Genomic DNA, 12,980 nt, shown 5'->3' with positions numbered 1-12,980 from the left:
ATCAGTCCTTCAGCCGCAATTCGTCCCGTGTGATCTCGATGGAGCCGAGGGTTTCCAGGAAGCTCATGCCCAGAAGGCTCTGGTCCAGGCGGCCCTGTTCGGTGACCATGCCGCGGATCGTGCCGCGCAGGATGGGGCCGATGGCGACCTCGCGCAGTGTCACCGGGGCGGCGCGCGCCCGGCCGTTGGCAGTGGAGACCTCGATGGAGAAGACGAGGTTGTCGGGGTTTATGCCGAGGCGCATGGCGTCGTCGTAGGAAAGCACCACGGAGCTTGCCCCCGTATCCACCAGCATGCGCAGCGGCGTGCCGTCGATGGTCACGTCCGCCTCGAAATGGCCGGAGAGGCCCTTGTGGATGACGAGGATTTCCTCACCCCCGGCATTGGTCGTCACGACGGCGCGGCCGGGGATCAGGCCGGCAGTCAGGCGGTTGCCGATTTCCTGCAGGTCGAAGCGATAGAGATAGGCAGTGGCGAGCGCGAGGATGAGGACCAGCCAGATGGCGGCCTGGCGCAGGCTCTCGCCCCATTGGCGGCGGCTCGCCAGGATGCCGGCCGCCATCATCGTGCCGATGGCCGAAAGGGTGACGAGGCGGCCGAAATCGTTGTTGTCGAGGCCGAGCGTGCGCCCGCCGTCATGGTTGAGGATGAGAAGGGCAAGGCCCGCTGCGAGAATGCCGAGAAGGATATAGAGCCTCATGCCTCGCCGCGCTCCCGTGCCATGCGCGCCCGCCGGGTCTCACGCCGCGGCTTGCGCTCGACGGTTTCGAGCCGGGCGGGCAGTTCGGCCATGATCGCGCGGCGCTCTTCCGGTGTGTAGAGCGTCCAGGCGCCGATTTCGTCGCGCGTGCGGCCGCAGCCGAAACAGTATCCGGTCACCATGTCGATCGAACAGACGAGAATGCAGGGCGATTCCATCGGGTCTCCGGTGCTGGTCTTCTCTCTATATCGGCGGCTCAAAGCGCCAAGGCAAGGGCGAAGAGCACCGACATTTCCGCGAGTTGCTGCGTCGCGCCGATCGTGTCGCCCGTATGGCCGCCGATCTTGCGCAGCGCAATACGGTTGAAGACGAGCACGGCGATCACGGCAGCGGCGGATGCGAGGACGAAGGAAGCCAGCGTGCCGTGCGGCAGGAGCAGCAGGGCGGATATCCCGATGCCGCTGGCAAGCGCGAGGAGCGTCGCGCGGTTTTCCGGCTCGCCGACCGAGGCGGCGACGCCGTCGCGGCGGGCGGGCGGCAGCAGCGACCAGTGCCAGACCATGGCGGTGCGGCTGGCGGCGGCGACGGCCAGCAGCGCCATGCCGAGGCCGGACGGGGTGAGGGCCGCCGCGAGCGCGGCGATGGCGGCGGCGCGCAGGCCGAAGGAGAGGATGAGCGCCACGACGCCGTAGGAGCCGGCGCGGCTGTCCTTCATGATGGCGAGCGCGCTGTCGCGATCCCGCCCGCCGCCGATGCCGTCGGCGCTGTCGGAAAGCCCGTCCTCGTGCAGCGCGCCGGTCACGAGCACCTGCAGGGCGAGGGTGGCAATGGCGAGAAGGGAAGGCGGTGCGTGGAGGGCCGAGAGCATGGCGGCGAGCGCTGCCGCCGGCAGCACGATCAGCACGCCGGCGAGCGGGAATGCCCGCACCGCGCGCGACAGCCTTCCATCATAGCCGATGAAATGGCGCTGCGGCATCGGCACGCGCGAAAGGAAGGCGACGGAGCGCGCCGTGTCGTCGATGAAGTCCCGTATACCCACCTTGAAAATCCCCTCCTGGCGAAAGGCGACGGTGGCCGCCGCAAATGCGGTTGTCGGATTCGCGCCCTCGCTCTATTAAGCAGTTCCAGCAAAAGTGCGCAGCGGTTTTGCGTCCGCGATTGCGGAAAAGACTGCCGACGACACCAGAGACCCGCCTTTGAAAAGCCCCAAGCAAGGAATTCCCCAAGATGAGTGCCAGCGGCCTGCCGTTCGATGATTTCCGTGAATTGCTGCGCAACCTTCCCGGCCCTGATTCGGCCGCACTGGTGGCCGCGCGCGAACGGGATTCGCAGCTCACCAAGCCGCCGGGTGCGCTCGGCCGGCTGGAGGAGATCGCCTTCTGGCTCGCAGCCTGGACGGGCCGCGCGCCGGCCGTGACGCGCCCGCTGGTCGCCATCTTCGCCGGCAACCATGGTGTCACGAAACAGGGCATCACGCCCTATCCGTCCTCCGTCACGGCACAGATGGTGGAGAACTTCGCGGCCGGTGGCGCGGCGATCAACCAGATCTGCGTGACGCACGACCTCGGCCTCAAGGTCTTCGACCTTGCGCTCGACTATCCGACGGCCGATATCACCGAGGAAGCCGCGCTTTCGGAGCGTGACTGCGCCGCCACCATGGCTTTCGGCATGGAAGCCGTCGCCGGCGGCACGGACCTCCTGTGCATCGGCGAAATGGGCATCGGCAACACGACCATCGCAGCGGCGATCAACCTGGCGCTCTACGGCGGCACGGCGGAAGAATGGGTCGGCCCGGGCACCGGGTCGGAGGGCGAGGTGTTGCAGCGCAAGGTCGCGGCCGTGAAGAAGGCCGTCGAACTGCACCGCGACCATCTCTCCGATCCGCTGGAAGTGCTGCGCCGCCTCGGCGGCCGTGAGATCGCGGCCATGGCCGGCGCGATCCTTGCCGCGCGCATGCAGAAGATTCCCGTCATCATCGACGGCTATGTGGCGACGGCGGCCGGCGCCATTCTTCGCGCGGCCAATCCCTCGGCGCTCGACCATTGCCTGATCGGTCACGTCTCGGCTGAGCCGGGGCATCTGAAGTCGATCGAGAAACTCGGCAAGACACCTCTGCTGGCGCTCGGCATGCGGTTGGGCGAGGGCACCGGCGCGGCACTGGCGGCCGGCATCGTCAAGTCGGCGGCGGCCTGCCATTCCGGCATGGCGACCTTCGTTCAGGCGGGCGTCAGCAACCGTTCGTAACTGCACGCCGGTAAAAAGCCTCAAAGGCATGGATTGAGAACTGCGGCGTGCCCGTCATACGGGCAGGCCGGCGACAAGAACGGGATTGTCCAGATGGGTCAGGCACCAATCAAGAAAAAGACGGGCTTCAGCCACCTGATCGCGGCTGCGACCTATTCGGCGGCCGGCGCACGCCGGCTGCTCGGCGAATCGGCCTTCCGGCACGAACTCATCGCCTTCGTCGTCGCCATGGCGATCTTCACGATCCTCGGCGCCTCGCTCTTCCAATATGTGGCGATGGCGATCCTCTTCCTTCTGATGATCGCCTTCGAGGCGCTGAACACGGCGATCGAGGAGATCGTCGACCGGGTTTCCCCGGAAATCTCCGAGATGGGCAAGCACTCGAAGGACCTCGGCTCCTTCGCCGTCTTCTGCCTGATCATCGCCAATGCCGTCTATGCCGGCTATGTGGTGATTTCGTCGTTCTTCTGAAGCCCGGCCTCAGGCGAAGCTCTTCCGGCGAGGGGCGACGGCCTGCGTTTCGCTGACGGCGGGCAGGCTCTGGAGCACGCGCTTGGCCGGCAGGATGGCGATGGCCTCGGTGCCCTCGCGCAGCTTCGATTTCAGGATGAATTCGCCATTGTGCTTGGCGAGGATCGCCTGGACGATGGGCAGGCCGAGGCCTGTGCCCTGCTCGGCGCTCTTGATGGCGATGGAGCCCTGGCCGAAGGCCGAGAGCACGACCGGGATTTCCTCTTCCGGAATGCCGGGGCCGTTGTCCCTGATGGAGACATATTGCCCGCCGCCCGCCGTCCAGCCGGCCTTGACGGTGACTTCGCCGCCCTGCGGCGTGAATTTCACGGCATTCGACAGAAGGTTCAGGATGACCTGGCGCAGCGCCTTCTCGTCCGCCCAGACGGCGGGCATGTCGCTTTCGACCTGCTCGGTGATCGTGATGTTCTTGGCCCGCGCGCGAAGCTGCACCATGCCGATGCAATCCTCGGCGATATCGACGAGATGGACGGATTCCTCCGACAGGTCGTATTTGCCGGCCTCGATGCGCGAGAGGTCGAGGATCTCGTTGATGAGGTTGAGGAGGTGCTGGCCGGAACGGTGGATGTCCGAGGTGTATTCCTTGTAGGTGGGATTGTTCAGCGGGCCGAGCACTTCCGTCGACATGACTTCGGAGAAGCCGAGGATGGCGTTCAGCGGCGTGCGCAGCTCGTGGGACATGGAGGCGAGGAAACGGGACTTGGCGAGGTTCGCCTCCTCAGCCCGGCGGCGCGCCTCGTCCGACATGGACTTCGCCACCTCCAGCTCGGCAATGAGGTCGTCCTTCTCCGACTGCGAGGACAGGAGTTGCGCGCTGGTGTGGCGCAGGCGGCGCGTCATGAAGACGAGGAAGACGAGGGCGGCGGCGACGATGGCCGTCATGCCCACGGTGGCAGGTTCCGGATGCAGCAGGGTGGAGACGGCGAGCGCGGCGACGGTCGGTCCGAACGCGCAAAGGATGGCGTGGCGCAGCATCAGCGTGCCCATGGCCGTCACCGCCAGCGCCACGAGCAGCGAGGATCCCTTGTAGAATTCGAAGGAGACGCCGGAGCAATGGCTGCAATCCTGCAGGGCGAAGACCGCCCAGGCGATGCCCATGAGGAACTGCGTGACGAGGAAGCGGCGCTGCCAGCGGTGCACGGTCTCGCCGGTTATATCCTTGCCGCGCGCGCGGCGCGCGACGAGCATGCCGATTGCATGCATGCTGAGCGCCAGCACGGCCCAGGCGAGAAGGGTGGCGTCCTGCGTGAGATAGAGGCCGACGGCCGCGATCAGCACGACGACCACGGGCACGGCAAGCGCGCCCTGCACGGCCGAATCGATATGTAATTGCAGCATCTCGCGCTCGAAGTCCGGCGAATTGCCGGCCGCCGTCTGCAGCCGTTCGCGGGTCGCGCGAACGGTCCGCGTGACAGCCTTGTTACGAAGGCTGCGCGACTTGTCGACAATGATCTTGTCGGTCGAGGTGCTGACGCCGGTACTCATCACGGATTGCAACTGTTGCGGACAGCGTTGAAGTCTAGGGGGGAATCCTTAAGAAGATGCTGCCGCGCATAAACCATTTGCGAACCATTCCGGCATTTTCCATTACGCTGGGTCAATGGTGATCCGGCATGGATGCCGCGTCATCACTCTGGGTCAGGGGCAGGCTATCTCCATGGGGTTTTCCAGACGCGCGCGCGACATCGGCACGGCCGTGGCGATCCTTGCGTTCACGGCATTGATCGTGGCGCGCATCGGCGATGCGGGCGGCGAGACGATCGCCGGCGCGGCGCGGGCGGCGGATGGCGATACGCTGACACTCGACGGCCACCGCATCCGGCTTGCGGGCATGGATACGCCGGAGATGATGCAGGTCTGCAAACGGGATGGCGCGGACTGGCGCTGCGGCGTGGCCGCGCGTTCGCGGCTGGCCGAGCTTCTGCGGGCCGGTCCCGTCACCTGCCGCACGCAGGGCACGGACAAGTACAGCCGATGGCTGGCGCGCTGCGAGACCGGGGCCGGCGACCTTGGCGCGCGCATGGTGCGCGAGGGGCTTGCCGTCGCCTATGGCGACTACGAGGATGAGGAACGGTTCGCGCGGGCCGAGCGCAAGGGGCTTTGGGGCACTGAGTTCGACATGCCGCAGCAATGGCGGCGGATGAACGGCCGGCCGCAGGAGGATGCGCACGAGGCGGAACCTGGCTTCCTCGGCGGCATTCTGGGAACATTGGGGCTGAAGTGACGGACGACATGATGGATGACGGCGGACATTCCGGGGATATCGTGGCGCTTCACGCGGCGATCGCGGCTTGCCGGATCTGTCGCGATGCGCCGGCGCGGGCGGGGGATGTCCTGCCGCATGAGCCGCGGCCGGTCGCGATCCTTTCGGACAGGGCGCGTATTCTCATAGCCGGGCAGGCTCCGGGGCTTCGCGTGCACGAGAGCGGCCTGCCGTTCAACGATGCCTCGGGCGACCGGCTGCGCAACTGGCTGGATGTGACGCGGGAGGCGTTCTACACCCCGGAAAAATTCGCCATCGTGCCGATGGGCTTCTGCTTTCCCGGCTATGACGCCCATGGCAGCGACCTGCCGCCGCGGCGGGAATGCGCGCCCCTGTGGCGCGCGCGCGTCATGGCCGCCATGCCGCAGATCGAACTGGTGCTGGCGATCGGACAATATGCGCAGGGCTGGCATCTCGGCGCGGCGAGGGCCGCGAGCATGACGGAGACGGTGCGCGACTGGCGGCGGCACCTCGGACGCAACGAGGGGCCGGCCGTGCTGCCGCTGCCGCATCCGAGCTGGCGCAACACCGGCTGGCTGAAGCGCAATCCCTGGTTCGAGCAAGAGGTGTTGCCGGAGCTGCGAAATCGGGTGAAAACCCTGACGGCCTGAAATGTAATTCTTTCATTTCCCCTGTAAATGGGTGTATGAGGGAATTAAATTTTGTTTGGCGCCGTCCCGGGCGCAAACGCCACCGGAAATGCCTTGGGGGACATCATGGATCGTCTGGACCGCAAAATCCTGCGCCTTCTGCAGGAAGATTCCACGCTCGCCGTCGCCGACCTTGCCAAGAAGGTGGGACTGTCGACCACGCCCTGCTGGCGGCGCATCCAGAAGATGGAAGAGGATGGCGTGATCCGCAAGCGCGTCGCGCTGCTCGATCCGGTGAAGATCAACACCAAGGTCACCGTCTTCGTCTCGATCCGCACCAATTCCCACTCGACGGAGTGGCTGAAGCGCTTCTCCGAGGTGATCGTCGAGTTCCCGGAAGTCGTCGAGTTCTACCGCATGAGCGGCGAGGTGGATTATCTGCTGCGCGTCGTCGTTCCGGATATCGCCGCCTACGACGCCTTCTACAAGCGCATGATCGCCCGTATCGAGATCCGCGACGTTTCCTCCGCCTTCGCGATGGAGCAGATCAAGTACACGACCGAGCTTCCGCTCGATTACATGGCCGTGGACAACCAGAAGAACGGCGACGAATAAGCCTCCGCTCAGGTTTGTGGCCGCTTGAAGTTCACGGCGAGCGTCTTCCAGGCCGCATAGGGCGCAAGTTCCGCCAATCCCTTGAAGGGCGCGCAGCGCACGACTGCGCGCATCGCGCTCGCGGCGAAGGCTTTCGTCGCCGGATCGCCGGCGAGCGGGCCTTCGATCGTGGGTGAGCCGTCGAGTTCGCCGCTCTCGGTCAGCGAGAATTTCACGCGCACCGTCTCCACATGGGCCGGTATGTCCGCCGGCATCGTCCAGCACCGGGCGATCTGCCGGTGCAGCGCCATGGCGAGCGCCGGTGCGGCATCCTCGCCCCTGGCCGGCGCGGCGAGGGCGAGGATGGCTGCGAGGGCGGGCAGGGCGCGGCGGGGCACCCTATTTCCTTTCGAGCCGGGCCAGCAGAGAGGACGTATCCCAGCGATTGCCGCCCATGTCCTGCACGTCGCCGTAGAACTGGTCGATGAGGGCGGTGGCGGGGAGCTTCGCGCCGTTGCGGCGCGCCTCGGCGAGGATGATGCCGAGGTCCTTGCGCATCCAGTCGATGGCGAAGCCGAAGTCGTATTTGCCGGCGAGCATCGTCTTGTGGCGATTGTCCATCTGCCAGGAGCCGGCTGCGCCCTTCGAGATGACCTCGATGACGGCTTCCATGTCGAGGCCGGCCTGCTTGCCGAAATGGATGGCTTCGGCGAGGCCCTGCACGACGCCGGCGACGCAGATCTGGTTGACCATCTTGGCAAGCTGGCCTGCACCGGCCGCGCCCATCAGGCCGACCATGCGGGCATAGGCGTCGATCACCGGCCGCGCCTTCTCGAAGATGTCCGCCTCGCCGCCGCACATGACGGTGAGCACACCGTTTTCCGCGCCGGCCTGGCCGCCGGAAACGGGGGCGTCGATGAAGTGGCAGCCCTTCGCCCTGGTGGCGGCGTCGAGTTCCCGGGCGACCTCGGCGGATGCCGTGGTGTTGTCGATGAGGATCGCGCCCGGCTTCATGCCTTCGATCGCGCCGTCCTTCGCGATGGTGACGGAGCGCAGGTCGTCGTCGTTGCCGACACAGGTGAAGACGAACTCGGCGCCGGCGGCAGCCTCCGCCGGAGTGCGGCAGGCCGTTCCGCCGAATTCGGCCGCCCATTTCTCCGCCTTGGCGAAGGTGCGGTTATAGACCGCGACCTCATGGCCGCCTTTGGCCTTCAGGTGACCGGCCATGGGATAACCCATGACGCCGAGACCGATGAATGCAACTTTTGCCATGCTGACTCTCCTGCAGAATTTGGCAGGAGATGTAGCGGATGATGGATTTTCGCGAAAGTGTTTCCCGTCAGCCGCGATATTTCGCCAGCACCAGATGGCCGGGGATAGGCTCGCCTTCCTCCATGCGCACGGTGATGTCCGTCATCTCCACGAGGTCGAAGCCGGTTTCCTCAAGGCGCTGGCGCACGTAATCGGCGGCGTGGGCGAAGCGCTGGTGCGGGCCGACCATGAAGGGGCGGCCGGCGAAGGTGTCTGCCGGCAGCGTCTCGGAGGAGAAGATGAAGTGGCCGCCTGGCACGAGATTGTCTGCTGCGCCGAAGAACAGCGGCTCCAGCGCGCCGAGATAGGGCAGCACGTCCGTCGCGGTGATGAGGTCGAAGGGATCGTCCTCGTTGTCGTCGAGGAAATCGACGGCCTCGGCGACGTAGAGCGTCTCGTAGAGATCTTTGTCATGGGCGATCTCGACCATGTTTTCCGAGAGGTCGACGCCGGTGATGTCCTCGGCCATGTCGCGCAGCGCGCCGCCCGTCAGGCCGGTGCCACAGCCGAGGTCGAGCACCCGCTTGAAGCCGCCGAGGCCGAGCGCCTGGAAGCGCTGGCGCACCAGAAGCGGCACGCAATAGCCGAGCTGGTCGACGAGCACGTTGTCGAAGACCTCGGCGTGCTGGTCGAAGAGGGTGGTGACATAGGCGTCGGGCGCCTTTTCCGGCGTGTCGCCGCGGCCCATCGAGGCAAGCCGCACGGCCGCGCCGCCATGATCGTCCGGGTCGAGCGCCAGGACTTCCGCATACGCCCTGGCAGCGGCATCGAAATCGCCGGATTTTTCCAGCGAAAGGGCGCGGTTATAGGCTTCCGCGAGCGCATCTTCGTCGATCTTCTTCATGAGGCGTCTCTTAGGCCGCAAATAGCCGTTTATCAATCGCCGAAAGAGGCGCATGATCCCTCCCAAGACCAAAAAGACCAATGGGAGGAATGCCATGCCCGGCGATATGTCCCCGCCGTCGCTGTCCATCGATAGGAACCGTCCGCCGAGTCCCGCCTTGCCGGCGACGCCGATGGAGACGATCAACACCATGGTGCACTATTACCGCGGGGAGCTTGGCCGCATGGCCGGCTGGCGCGACCGCATCGACCGGACGACCAACTGGGCGATCACGGTGGTGGCGGCGCTGCTGTCCGTCTCTCTGTCGACACCGACCTCACATCATGGCGTGCTGCTCTTTGCCGTTCTGCTGATAACGCTGCTCTTGATGATCGAGGCCCGGCGCTACCGCTTCTTCGACGTCTATCGCGCGCGGGTGCGCCAGCTCGAGCGGTTCTATTTCGCGGAAATCCTCAATCCGCGTGGCCAGCTCGCGCTCGACTGGGCCGAGCCGATCGCCAGTAGCCTCAGGAAGCCGGAATTCCTGATCAGCTACCGCGATGCGGCCTGCCGCCGGCTGCGGCGCAACTATTGCTGGATGTATCTCATCCTGCTCCTGGCCTGGGCGCTGAAGATTTCCTCCTCGACGCTGCAACGGCCGGCGACGGCGGGCCGGGACATGACGCTCGCCTTCGAGCATGTGGTGGCCAATGCGGCGCTCGGACCGGTACCGGGCGGCGTGGTGATCGCCCTTGTCGCCCTCTTCTATGCCGTCATCGCCTATTTCTCCCTCACGGTGAAGATGTCGGACAGCGAGCTTGCGCACGGGTCCGTTCACGTGTGAGGGCGGCGGCCGTCAGTTGATGACGAATTCGCCTTTCAGCGCGCGCCATTCCGTCGGCGAGATGAGGCGGCGGTGGACGTAGCGCACGGAATGGATGGGACCGTCCAGCTTCTCCTGCCAGAATTTCAGGAAGCTCTTCATCTCCGGGAAATCCGGGGCAAGGTCGTAGTGCTGCCAGATATAGGTCTGCAGGAATTGCTGGTGATCCGGCATGCGGTAGAGGATCTGGGCCGTGGTCATGCCGTAGCCCTTGAGCTGCATTGCCATGTCGTTCGTCATAGCGGACCTCATTGCGTGATGAATGATGGTCCCTGCAATTGAACGCCCTTCAAGGTTAATGAAGGCTTAACATCGTGTCCGCATCGGGAAAATTTCTTTGAAAACAGGATGTTGGCAGCACTCCCTTCGAAGTGCTGCCAGAGTGTCCTAGCGCTTTAGGTGGCGCGTCAGGCGGGTGTCGAGCCAGGCCCAGAGATTGCGCAGCAGCTCCACGATCAGCAGGTAGATCAGCGCGGCCCAGATATAGGTCTGGGGATCGAAGGTGCGGGAGAACGCGAGGCGCGTCTGTCCCATCAGGTCGAGGACCGTGACGATGGCGACGATGGCCGACCCCTTGATCATCAGGATGATCTCGTTGCCGTAGGGGCGCAGCGCCACGATGAGAGCCTGCGGCAGGATGACCTTGAAGAAGGTGACCTTCTTCGGCAGGCCGAGCGCCGCCGCGCCTTCATGCTGGCCGCGCGGCACGCTCTCGATGGCGCCGCGCAGGATTTCGGCCTGGTAGGCGGCGGTGTTGAGCGTGAAGGCCAGGAGCGCGCAGTTCCAGGCATCGCGGAAGAACCACCAGAGGCCGAGCGACTTCAGCTCCGCGGAGAAGCTGCCGAGACCGTAGTAGATAAGGAAGAGCTGGGTCAGCAGCGGGGTGCCGCGGAAGAAATAGACATAGGCGGCGGAGAGCCAGGAGGAGACCGGGTTCTTCGACATGCGCGCGAAGGCGATCGGCAGCGACAATGCGCCGCCGAGGGTGATGGAGACGCCGACGAGCAGCAGCGTCACGCCGAGGCCGGAGAGGTAATTCGGTCCGTATTTCGCAAATTTCTCCGGGTCCCAGCCGTTGACGATCAGCATGAAGACGCCGACGGCGAGCGCCAGCCAGACGCCCATGAAGACATTGCCGAAGAAGCGGCCGGCGGTGAAGGGCTTGGGTGGCGCAGCCGGCGGGGCCTGCGGCGGGATGAGGGTGGCGATATGGCTCATCGCGCGACCTCCGAGCGTTTGGCCCATTTCTCGATGTTCGAGAAGACGATGGAGGAAATGAAGGCGAGGACGAGGAAGAGGAGGCAGGCGAGACCGTAGAAGGCGAAGGCTTCCTTGGTGACGCGCGCGGCGACGCCCGTCTGGCGCAGGATATCCGGCAGGCCGATGACGGAAACGAGGGCCGTGTCCTTCAGCAGCGCCATCCAGAGATTGCCGAGGCCGGGCAGGGCGACGCGGATGAGCTGCGGCAGCACGATGAGCTGCATGGTGCGGCCGTGGTGCAGGCCCAGTGCATAGCCCGCCTCGTACTGGCCGCGCGGAATCGCCTTGAAGGCCGACTGCAGCACCTCGGAGCAATAGGCCGAGAAGACGGCGCCGAGCGCGACCATGCCGGCGAAGAAGGCGCTGATCTCGATCTGGCCGTCAAAGCCGATCGCGGCCATGAAGTTCTGCACGAGGATCTGCAGGCCATAATAGACGATGGTGAGCGTCAAGAATTCCGGCAGGCCGCGGAAGATCGTGGTGTAGATGTTGGCCGAACGCCGGAGCGCGGGTTCATCGGACTGTTTTGCAAGCGCGATGAAGAAGCCCAGCAGAAGGCCGACGGGCAGGGTGGCGATGGCGAGGCTTGCCGTCACCAGCACGCCGAAGGCGATCTCGTCGCCCCAACCTGCGGCGCCGCATGCCAGAAGCGTATCGCTCGCGAATAGAGTGAAGACGCCGACCGGACCGCAGAAGGGATCGACGACCCCCAAAAATGCGGATACCGCATCGACGATGGCGGTGAAGAACCCGCTCATGCCAGAAATACCCCCCGATATGCTTATTGTCAGGACGCCTCGGTGCGCCTGTCTTTTCTTATACGCAACTACTCAGACAAAAAAAGCGGGAGAGCAAGCCCTCCCGCCCGTGCATTCTGGTGATGGGGTCAGAAAAAACCCGCATGACACCAGCGCGCCGCATTTCAATCGCCGTAGACGTCGAAGGGGAAGTACTTGGCGTTGATTTCCTGGTATTTGCCGCTCGCGCGGATCGCCGCGATCGCCGCGGTGAACTTGTCGGCCAGCGGATCACCCTTGCGCACCGCGATACCGGCGCCTTCGCCGTTGATGACCGGGTCGATCGGCAGGGTGCCGAGCAGCTTGCAGCAGGCGCCGTCGTCCGTCTTCAGCCATTCCGACAGGACCACCACGTCGTCGATGGCGGCGTCGATGCGGCCGTTCGCGATGTCGAGCTTGTACTCGTCGGAGGTCGGGTACATCTTCAATTCGGAATCCTTCATATGCGCCTGGGCATAGTTGGAATGGGTGGTCGAACCCTGTGCGCCGAGCGACTTGCCGGCAAGCGCTTCGGGCGTCGCTTCCTTGATCTCGGAATCCTTCGGCACGATGATGGCCGGCGGCGTGTTGTAGTACTTCTTGGAGAAGTCGACCTTTTCCTTGCGCTCGGCGGTGATCGACATGGAGGCGATGATGGCGTCGTACTTCTTGGCGATCAGGCCGGGAATGATGCCGTCCCAGTCCTGCGCGACGAAGGTGCAGTCGGCCTTCATCTCCTCGCAGAGCGCCTTGGCGATGTCGACGTCGAAGCCGGTGAGCGTGCCGTCCGATTCGAGAACGTTGAAGGGCGGGTAGGCGCCTTCGGTGCCGATCACGATCTTCTCGCCGTCCGCCATCGCCGCGGAGGCGGCGAACAGGGCGAGCGCCGCGGCCGAGGCTGCGAGCGTGAGACGTTTGGAAATACGCATTTTAGTCCTCTCAGTTGAAGGCTCTCCGGTTGTTGTTTTTTGTCCGGGCCTTGATGGGAAGCGGGCAGGCCTGCCC

The 12,980-nt window shown here is 65.0% G+C and carries 17 protein-coding genes; 6 read left to right on the top strand and 11 right to left on the bottom strand.

All coding sequences use genetic code 11. The annotated features are described in order from the left end of the window. Position 1 precedes the first annotated feature (1 nt). Genes MOE34_RS10255 through MOE34_RS10245 form a run of 3 tightly spaced genes read right to left on the bottom strand, consistent with a single transcriptional unit; the run spans position 2 to position 1,739 of the window. Entirely contained in the window at positions 2-700 is a 699-nt protein-coding gene (locus MOE34_RS10255) for a retropepsin-like aspartic protease family protein (protein ID WP_242223400.1), read from the bottom strand. Next, on the bottom strand, positions 697-918 hold the full coding sequence (locus MOE34_RS10250; RefSeq protein ID WP_242223399.1) for a DUF1289 domain-containing protein: 222 nt from the start codon (positions 916-918) through the stop codon (positions 697-699). The genes MOE34_RS10255 and MOE34_RS10250 overlap by 4 nt, the downstream gene beginning before the upstream one ends. A gap of 38 nt (positions 919-956) precedes the next feature. Further along, a complete protein-coding gene (locus tag MOE34_RS10245; protein ID WP_242223397.1) occupies positions 957-1,739 on the bottom strand; it encodes an adenosylcobinamide-GDP ribazoletransferase in 783 nt (260 codons plus the stop codon). Positions 1,740-1,927: 188 nt separating this feature from the next. Between MOE34_RS10245 and cobT the strand changes: the two genes are divergently transcribed. Beyond that, positions 1,928-2,944: a nicotinate-nucleotide--dimethylbenzimidazole phosphoribosyltransferase gene (gene cobT / locus MOE34_RS10240; protein WP_242223395.1), complete on the top strand. Its 1,017-nt coding sequence runs from the start codon at positions 1,928-1,930 to the stop codon at positions 2,942-2,944. Positions 2,945-3,037: 93 nt separating this feature from the next. Continuing rightward, positions 3,038-3,415 carry a diacylglycerol kinase gene (locus MOE34_RS10235; RefSeq protein ID WP_242223393.1) on the top strand — a complete coding sequence of 126 codons (378 nt, stop codon included), beginning with the start codon at positions 3,038-3,040 and terminating at the stop codon, positions 3,413-3,415. A gap of 9 nt (positions 3,416-3,424) precedes the next feature. Here MOE34_RS10235 and MOE34_RS10230 read toward each other — a convergent pair whose 3' ends face one another. Next, entirely contained in the window at positions 3,425-4,960 is a 1,536-nt protein-coding gene (locus MOE34_RS10230; RefSeq protein WP_242223391.1) for a sensor histidine kinase, read from the bottom strand. A gap of 172 nt (positions 4,961-5,132) precedes the next feature. Here MOE34_RS10230 and MOE34_RS10225 point away from each other — a divergent pair, with 172 nt between their 5' ends. The 3 genes from MOE34_RS10225 to MOE34_RS10215 all read left to right on the top strand — a co-directional run bounded on the left by MOE34_RS10225 (position 5,133) and on the right by MOE34_RS10215 (position 6,943). Continuing rightward, entirely contained in the window at positions 5,133-5,699 is a 567-nt protein-coding gene (locus tag MOE34_RS10225) for a thermonuclease family protein (RefSeq protein WP_242223389.1), read from the top strand. Between the two features lie 11 nt (positions 5,700-5,710). Beyond that, positions 5,711-6,349 (top strand): uracil-DNA glycosylase family protein, encoded by a 639-nt coding sequence (locus tag MOE34_RS10220; protein ID WP_242223894.1) that lies wholly within the window; start codon positions 5,711-5,713, stop codon positions 6,347-6,349. A gap of 105 nt (positions 6,350-6,454) precedes the next feature. Next, entirely contained in the window at positions 6,455-6,943 is a 489-nt protein-coding gene (locus MOE34_RS10215; RefSeq protein ID WP_242223387.1) for an Lrp/AsnC family transcriptional regulator, read from the top strand. Between the two features lie 8 nt (positions 6,944-6,951). Here MOE34_RS10215 and MOE34_RS10210 read toward each other — a convergent pair whose 3' ends face one another. Genes MOE34_RS10210 through MOE34_RS10200 form a run of 3 tightly spaced genes read right to left on the bottom strand, consistent with a single transcriptional unit; the run spans position 6,952 to position 9,077 of the window. Further along, positions 6,952-7,320, bottom strand: a complete 369-nt coding sequence (locus MOE34_RS10210) for a hypothetical protein (RefSeq protein ID WP_242223386.1) — start codon at positions 7,318-7,320, stop codon at positions 6,952-6,954. A gap of 1 nt (position 7,321) precedes the next feature. Next, positions 7,322-8,272 carry an NAD(P)-dependent oxidoreductase gene (locus MOE34_RS10205; protein WP_347342760.1) on the bottom strand — a complete coding sequence of 317 codons (951 nt, stop codon included), beginning with the start codon at positions 8,270-8,272 and terminating at the stop codon, positions 7,322-7,324. Beyond that, entirely contained in the window at positions 8,262-9,077 is an 816-nt protein-coding gene (locus MOE34_RS10200; RefSeq protein ID WP_242223382.1) for a class I SAM-dependent DNA methyltransferase, read from the bottom strand. The genes MOE34_RS10205 and MOE34_RS10200 overlap by 11 nt, the downstream gene beginning before the upstream one ends. Before the next feature lie 94 nt (positions 9,078-9,171). Between MOE34_RS10200 and MOE34_RS10195 the strand changes: the two genes are divergently transcribed. Continuing rightward, on the top strand, positions 9,172-9,900 hold the full coding sequence (locus MOE34_RS10195; protein WP_431522426.1) for a DUF2270 domain-containing protein: 729 nt from the start codon (positions 9,172-9,174) through the stop codon (positions 9,898-9,900). A 12-nt stretch (positions 9,901-9,912) separates the two neighbouring features. Here MOE34_RS10195 and MOE34_RS10190 read toward each other — a convergent pair whose 3' ends face one another. From MOE34_RS10190 to MOE34_RS10175, 4 genes are all read right to left on the bottom strand, one after another. Then, a complete protein-coding gene (locus MOE34_RS10190; RefSeq protein WP_242223380.1) occupies positions 9,913-10,179 on the bottom strand; it encodes an usg protein in 267 nt (88 codons plus the stop codon). 147 nt (positions 10,180-10,326) lie between these two features. Further along, positions 10,327-11,157, bottom strand: a complete 831-nt coding sequence (locus tag MOE34_RS10185) for an ABC transporter permease (RefSeq protein ID WP_242223378.1) — start codon at positions 11,155-11,157, stop codon at positions 10,327-10,329. After that, positions 11,154-11,957 carry an ABC transporter permease gene (locus MOE34_RS10180; RefSeq protein ID WP_242223376.1) on the bottom strand — a complete coding sequence of 268 codons (804 nt, stop codon included), beginning with the start codon at positions 11,955-11,957 and terminating at the stop codon, positions 11,154-11,156. Before MOE34_RS10180 ends, MOE34_RS10185 begins: the two co-directional genes overlap by 4 nt. A gap of 164 nt (positions 11,958-12,121) precedes the next feature. After that, the gene (locus MOE34_RS10175; RefSeq protein ID WP_242223374.1) at positions 12,122-12,904 is read right to left on the bottom strand and encodes an ABC transporter substrate-binding protein; all 783 of its coding nucleotides are present in this window, start codon (positions 12,902-12,904) and stop codon (positions 12,122-12,124) included. Positions 12,905-12,980 lie beyond the last annotated feature (76 nt).

Origin of the sequence: Shinella zoogloeoides (genome assembly GCF_022682305.1) — a bacterium.
Lineage (GTDB): Bacteria > Pseudomonadota > Alphaproteobacteria > Rhizobiales > Rhizobiaceae > Shinella > Shinella zoogloeoides_B.
This window is presented reverse-complemented; position numbering and strand designations above follow the sequence as displayed.

What these genes read in the sequence shown, in the direction of transcription:
- MOE34_RS10220 (WP_242223894.1), top strand. Translation starts at nt 5,711, where the DNA reads ATGGATGACGGCGGACATTCCGGGGATATCGTGGCGCTTCACGCGGCG.
- MOE34_RS10200 (WP_242223382.1), bottom strand. Translation starts at nt 9,077, where the DNA reads ATGAAGAAGATCGACGAAGATGCGCTCGCGGAAGCCTATAACCGCGCC.
- MOE34_RS10250 (WP_242223399.1), bottom strand. Translation starts at nt 918, where the DNA reads ATGGAATCGCCCTGCATTCTCGTCTGTTCGATCGACATGGTGACCGGA.
- cobT (WP_242223395.1), top strand. Translation starts at nt 1,928, where the DNA reads ATGAGTGCCAGCGGCCTGCCGTTCGATGATTTCCGTGAATTGCTGCGC.
- MOE34_RS10180 (WP_242223376.1), bottom strand. Translation starts at nt 11,957, where the DNA reads ATGAGCGGGTTCTTCACCGCCATCGTCGATGCGGTATCCGCATTTTTG.
- MOE34_RS10175 (WP_242223374.1), bottom strand. Translation starts at nt 12,904, where the DNA reads ATGCGTATTTCCAAACGTCTCACGCTCGCAGCCTCGGCCGCGGCGCTC.
- MOE34_RS10255 (WP_242223400.1), bottom strand. Translation starts at nt 700, where the DNA reads ATGAGGCTCTATATCCTTCTCGGCATTCTCGCAGCGGGCCTTGCCCTT.
- MOE34_RS10230 (WP_242223391.1), bottom strand. Translation starts at nt 4,960, where the DNA reads ATGAGTACCGGCGTCAGCACCTCGACCGACAAGATCATTGTCGACAAG.
- MOE34_RS10190 (WP_242223380.1), bottom strand. Translation starts at nt 10,179, where the DNA reads ATGACGAACGACATGGCAATGCAGCTCAAGGGCTACGGCATGACCACG.
- MOE34_RS10235 (WP_242223393.1), top strand. Translation starts at nt 3,038, where the DNA reads ATGGGTCAGGCACCAATCAAGAAAAAGACGGGCTTCAGCCACCTGATC.
- MOE34_RS10185 (WP_242223378.1), bottom strand. Translation starts at nt 11,157, where the DNA reads ATGAGCCATATCGCCACCCTCATCCCGCCGCAGGCCCCGCCGGCTGCG.
- MOE34_RS10215 (WP_242223387.1), top strand. Translation starts at nt 6,455, where the DNA reads ATGGATCGTCTGGACCGCAAAATCCTGCGCCTTCTGCAGGAAGATTCC.
- MOE34_RS10225 (WP_242223389.1), top strand. Translation starts at nt 5,133, where the DNA reads ATGGGGTTTTCCAGACGCGCGCGCGACATCGGCACGGCCGTGGCGATC.
- MOE34_RS10195 (WP_431522426.1), top strand. Translation starts at nt 9,172, where the DNA reads ATGCCCGGCGATATGTCCCCGCCGTCGCTGTCCATCGATAGGAACCGT.